Source organism: Kitasatospora sp. NPDC101155 (assembly GCF_044768305.1).
Taxonomy (GTDB): domain Bacteria; phylum Actinomycetota; class Actinomycetes; order Streptomycetales; family Streptomycetaceae; genus Kitasatospora.
The window spans coordinates 1-4,063 of the sequence record NZ_JBIWPN010000133.1 but is presented as its reverse complement, the minus strand read 5'-3'; the positions used below and the strand labels follow the sequence as shown (position 1 = coordinate 4,063).

Here is a 4,063-nt window from a genome sequence, read left to right as displayed (position 1 = left end):
TACTGCAGGGGGGACCCTGTGGGAGAGTAGGACGCCGCCGAACAATCATTCAGAAAAGGCCCCACCCGGTTTCCGGGTGGGGCCTTTTCGCGTTTCGGGTCAGTGCTCCTGAGGGGCGTCCTCCCCGTCCTGCGGCTGCCCTTGTGCCTGACTCGGCGTCGCCTCGGCAGATGCCGTCGGGGCATCCGACTGGGGCGCTTGGGATGCCTGCGGTGCCTGCGGTGTCTGGGATGCCTGCACCGGCGCCGCTGCCGTTCCCCAAGCAGGCCGGCCGAGCCACTTGTCGGCGCTGTTGGTGAGCCGGGCGACGCCCGTACCGTCCGGCTGCATGCTGTAGAGGTCGGGGCCGGAGCCCGCGGGGGCCTGGGTGAAGACGATGGACTTGCCGTCGGGCGCGTAGGCGGCGGTGCCGTAGGAGGTGTTGGAGGGGGCGGGGGTGAGGGCGCCGATGGCGCTGCCGTCGGGGTGGACGGTGTAGATGCCGCCGCCGGGGGTGTTGTCGGGGCCGTCCGGGTAGGTGGTGAAGAGGATCTGGGTGCCGTCGGGGGACCAGCTCGCGCGGTCGCCGGCGCGCAGTTCCCAGGGGGTGAGTTGGCGGAGCCCGGTGCCGTCGGCGCTGACGATGTAGATGGCGCGGCTGTTGGCGGGCTGTCCGGTGGCGCTGGTGTGGTACTCGAAGGTGAGCTGCTTGCCGTCGGGGGACCAGCTGGGGTTGCTGACGGCACCGGAGTACGGCTTGTCGTTGGTGAGGAAGGTGAGCCGCTGGACGTTGGTGCCGTCGGGGCTCATCAGGTAGAGGTCCGAGTACTGGATCTGGTTGGTGTGGGCCTGGTCGAGGGCACCCCAGGAGCGGCTGAAGGCGAGCTGCTTGCCGTCCGGGGAGTAGGCGGGGGCGCGTTCGTCCTCGTTGGCGCAGTCGGCGGTGCCGCTGCTGGTGTCGCAGAGTTGGCTGATCTGGTGGGCGTTGTCGCCGGTGGCGGAGACCGTCCAGAGGCGGGCGGTACCGCTCTGCAGATCGGTTCGGTCGAAGGCGATGGCGCCGCCGTCGGGGGACCAGTCGGGGCGGTCGTCGCGGGCGCGGTCGGGCGGTTGGGTGACCTGCTGCTGGGCGGTGCCGTCGGGGGCGAGGGTGACGATGGCGCTGGTGGTGCGGCGCGCGTCGGTGTAGGCCCGGCTGACGATCAGTCCGTTGTGCGCGGGCGTGGCGGCCGCGGCGGCGACCGCATCGGGGGTAGCGGAAGAGGTCGGCTCGGGGGTGGCGGTGGGGGACTCCGGGCGGATCTCGGACAGCGGGATCTCCCCGGGCTCGGCCCCGCAGCCGGTGAGCAGGGTGCCCAGAAGCAGAAGGCCCGCACCGGCGGTTGCGCGAGTGCGGGCCTTGCTCATGGGGGACTGCCGTGTGCCGGTGATCCGTGCCATCTCCGTTTTCGACCTTTCCGACCGTTCTGACGTGTGCTCCGTCCCGGATCAAGGAGGAGATCCGGGGCGGAGGCCCCTGGAAGGAGCTGTCACTGTGTCAGAAGGAGGGGGTCGGTGGCCGGGCGACACGCGACGGAGCGAGTTCACTCGGTCGCGCGGAGTAGGAGGTGGGATTCGGTCAGCCCCGGGCGGCGCGGCGCTCGGCCTTGGCGAGGGCCTCCGCCTCGTCCTCGGCCTCGGCGACCTCCAGGGTGGGCGCGGTGCCACCGAGGTGGGCGGGCTGCCACCAGGTGTCGTCCGGTCCGGAGGGCTTGCCGGGGTACTCGCGCTGGGCCTGGTCGAGCATCTCGCTCATGGCGGCGCGCAGCTTTCTGGTGACCATCACGGGCTTGTCGTTCGGGCCAAGGTGAATCGGTTCGCCGATCATGATCGTCACCGGGACGTGGCGCTTGGTGAGGGTCTTCGGACGGCCCTTCGTCCAGAGCTGCTGGGTGCCCCAGAGCACGACGGGCAGCAGCGGGGTGCCGGAGTCGGCGGCCATCCGGGCCGCGCCGGTCTTGAACTTCTTCAGCATGAACGAGCGGCTGATGGTCGCCTCGGGGAACACCCCGACGACCTCGCCGGCCTTGAGGGCACGCACGGCGGCCTCGTAGGCGGGCTGGCCGTCGGTGCGGTCGACCGGGATGTGCTTCATGCCGCGCATCAGGGGGCCGGAGATGCGGTGCTTGAAGACGTCGTCCTTGGCCATGAAGCGGGTCTTGCGCTTGCCGCCGCGGTAGGCGCCCAGGCCGGCGAAGAGGAAGTCCAGGTAGCTGATGTGATTGCTGACCAGCACTGCCCCGCCCTTGGCGGGAATGTGCTCGGCACCCACGATCTTGATCCGTACGTCGAGCGCACGGAAGGCGGTGAGTGCGGCGCCGATCACCGGCGGGTAGACGAACTCTGCCACGGTCAGTCCTGACTTCCACGGGCCGGAGCCCGGTACGGCGGTACCCGCGCCGTTGCGAGGGGGCCGACCGGAGCACGGCACGCCGCGGCGGTCACGGGTGATACACGGAGATGATCCCCCGAACGAGTGCCTGCTGTCACCTGAGGCGTGCGGTCAAGCGAATATTCGCGGTGTGATCTCCGTGATGAATCGGGCCGGGAACTTTTCCGGTCCCCGAACCCGGTGGCGCGGCGGGCGGGTGGTGGGCGCGGCGGCGGGGCGGTGGTGCCGGTCAGGCCCCGGCGCCGAGGCGGCCCTGGGCGCGCCGCACGATCGGGTACATCTCGCAGCCCAGGCAGTAGCCGAAGGCGGCGTTCAGGAAGGCCGCGGCCAGGGCGAAGGCGGTGGCCAGCAGGCCGAGCCAGGTGACGCCGGTGAGGTAGCCGAGGGTGCCCACGGAGGTGAAGACCAGGCCGACGCCCTGGGCGAAGCGCAGCGGCCGCTCGTCCTCGGTCGCGGTGGGCGGTGCCAGCCGGGGGAGGACGAAGGCCCGGAACAACAGGCCGTACGGGGAGAGCCGCAACCCGCCGCAGGCACTGAGCGCGAAGAGCAGGGCCTGGGCGGCGAGGAGGAGGCCGCTGCCGGTGATCAGGACGGCCGCCAGGACGACGGCGTTGAGCGCGGAGGAGAAGCGGGGACCGCGGGGGTCGGTCTGCACGGGGGCTCCGGGAGGGTCGCGACGGACGGCTGCGGCGGGGCGCGTCGATGTCAGCGGGAGGTGGTGGCCCGCCCCAGGTCGACGACGCGACGGGAGGTCAGCAACGGCGGTGCGGTGCGCTCGGAATCCACCGGCCGATCGTACGCGGGCCCGGTGTCGGCGGTCGACCTCTCTTTCGGGGGCCGCGCGCGCTGCCGCAGACTGGGGGGATGACCGGATCGGTGGTGTGCGTTGTCGTGCTGGCGGTGGCTGCCACGTTCGGTCTGCTGCGGGTCGGGCGAGACGGAAGGCTGAGGGTGCGCACCAAGGACGAGGCGATACGGCTGTCGGAGGCCGACCTGGGCGGGCCGCTCGGTGAGCGGGCGACGCTGGTGCAGTTCTCCACCGCGTTCTGCCAGCCGTGCCGGGCCACCCGGCGGGTACTCGCCGAGGTGGCGGGGATGGTCGACGGGGTCGCGCACATCGAGGTGGACGCCGAGGCGCAGCTGGAGCTGGTCCGTCGGCTGGAGGTGCTGCGGACGCCGACCGTTCTGGTGTTGGACGCGGGTGGCCGGGTGGTGCGCCGGGCTGCGGGGATGCCGCGCAAGGCGGATGTGATCGCGGCGCTGGGGCAGGCGGTCTGAGGGTCGACGGGGGCTCGCGCGCCGGTCTGGGCCACCTCGTGGGGTGGAGTCCGTGCCCGCCTGGGGCAGGATGGGCGCAACGGTGGTGCAGCCGTCCCGGCGTAAGCTACTGGCCAGTAGTGACCACTGAGCTACTGGCGAGTATGCTGCCAGGAAGTTCCGGACCGGCACGGGAAACTCGCTGCCCGGAGCGGGTGCGTGGTGTGTCGCGCCCGCTCGCACCACCGCAGCCGCCGGACGAGACCAGTACAGGAGACAGGCCGTGAGCTTGAGGATCGTTGTCTGTGTGAAGTACGTGCCGGACGCGACGGGTGACCGTCGTTTCGCGGACGACCACACCACCGACCGGGAGGGCGTGGACGGCCTCCTGTCGGA

The 4,063-nt window shown here is 71.5% G+C and carries 4 protein-coding genes and 1 pseudogene; 2 read left to right on the top strand and 3 right to left on the bottom strand.

Translation table 11 applies throughout. The features are described from left to right. Positions 1–99 precede the first annotated feature (99 nt). The 3 genes from ACIRYZ_RS46270 to ACIRYZ_RS46260 form a co-directional block, all read right to left on the bottom strand. Positions 100–1,386, bottom strand: coding sequence for a TolB family protein (locus ACIRYZ_RS46270; protein WP_402955716.1), 1,287 nt, complete (start codon positions 1,384–1,386; stop codon positions 100–102). 211 nt (positions 1,387–1,597) lie between these two features. Then, positions 1,598–2,368 (bottom strand): lysophospholipid acyltransferase family protein, encoded by a 771-nt coding sequence (locus ACIRYZ_RS46265; RefSeq protein WP_402955713.1) that lies wholly within the window; start codon positions 2,366–2,368, stop codon positions 1,598–1,600. Positions 2,369–2,639: 271 nt separating this feature from the next. Next, positions 2,640–3,065 carry a DUF4395 domain-containing protein gene (locus tag ACIRYZ_RS46260; RefSeq protein ID WP_402955710.1) on the bottom strand — a complete coding sequence of 142 codons (426 nt, stop codon included), beginning with the start codon at positions 3,063–3,065 and terminating at the stop codon, positions 2,640–2,642. A gap of 209 nt (positions 3,066–3,274) precedes the next feature. Here ACIRYZ_RS46260 and ACIRYZ_RS46255 point away from each other — a divergent pair, with 209 nt between their 5' ends. Both ACIRYZ_RS46255 and ACIRYZ_RS46250 read left to right on the top strand, forming a co-directional pair. Next, positions 3,275–3,688 carry a thioredoxin family protein gene (locus tag ACIRYZ_RS46255; RefSeq protein WP_387632330.1) on the top strand — a complete coding sequence of 138 codons (414 nt, stop codon included), beginning with the start codon at positions 3,275–3,277 and terminating at the stop codon, positions 3,686–3,688. Between the two features lie 262 nt (positions 3,689–3,950). Beyond that, positions 3,951–4,063: pseudogene (locus ACIRYZ_RS46250) on the top strand (electron transfer flavoprotein subunit beta); the annotation flags it as partial.